The organism is Arthrobacter sp. H14, assembly GCF_000520495.1.
Taxonomy (GTDB): Bacteria; Actinomycetota; Actinomycetes; order Actinomycetales; family Micrococcaceae; genus Arthrobacter_C.
Map to the genome: position 1 here is coordinate 1 of NZ_AZRX01000531.1, position 605 is coordinate 605.

1 protein-coding gene is annotated in these 605 nt (G+C 63.5%); it reads right to left on the bottom strand.

Going from position 1 to position 605, the window contains the following annotated elements:
* A partial coding sequence (locus tag Y707_RS22840) for a hypothetical protein (RefSeq protein ID WP_155852648.1) occupies positions 1-274 on the bottom strand: 274 nt, incomplete at its 3' end.
* Positions 275-605 lie beyond the last annotated feature (331 nt).

Here is a 605-nt window from a genome sequence, read left to right on the forward strand (position 1 = left end):
GTACCTGTGCGGGTTCGACCCAGACGTTGTGACGGGCACCTTCGGTGTCGGACCATTGAACGAGCACCGCCGAGGCCGTCCAACCGCCGGCCTTGCCGGTGATGTGTTCCGTGCCGCCGGCGGTCAGGGGAATGTCCGCGCTGATATAGGGCTCGCGCCGGTACGGGGCGTGCGTGGCCGGGCTCGAGCCGAAGTCTGGAGTTAAGGAAATGTAGGCGCCGTCGTGGTTATCGAAGTGCCACGCCGCGGAGGCGGTATCGACTTTATTCATCATGGTCGCCGATTCTGGCACCCCGGACAGACAATTTTCGTTCCGTGCCTTGGCTCCAGCTGCTTGGGCCGCCTGTCCTGTCATTGGCCCCCCACCGCCCCTTACCCGGCTCCTGAATTGGGAAGACTCCCCTGCCCCGTCACTAGAGGATGACGAGGACGGGGAGCCAGCACCTCTCAGATTACGCCTCCCGTCTTGGCCGGTCCACTGATTTAGGAACCTGCTGCCCCCGGTTAGCGGTCCAGCGTCGCTGACGCGCCGTGGTGGTAGAAAGTTTGCTGTCGGGTCACTTTGGGCTCTGGTGTGGGGGTGCTTCGCGGAGGATCATTGAGGT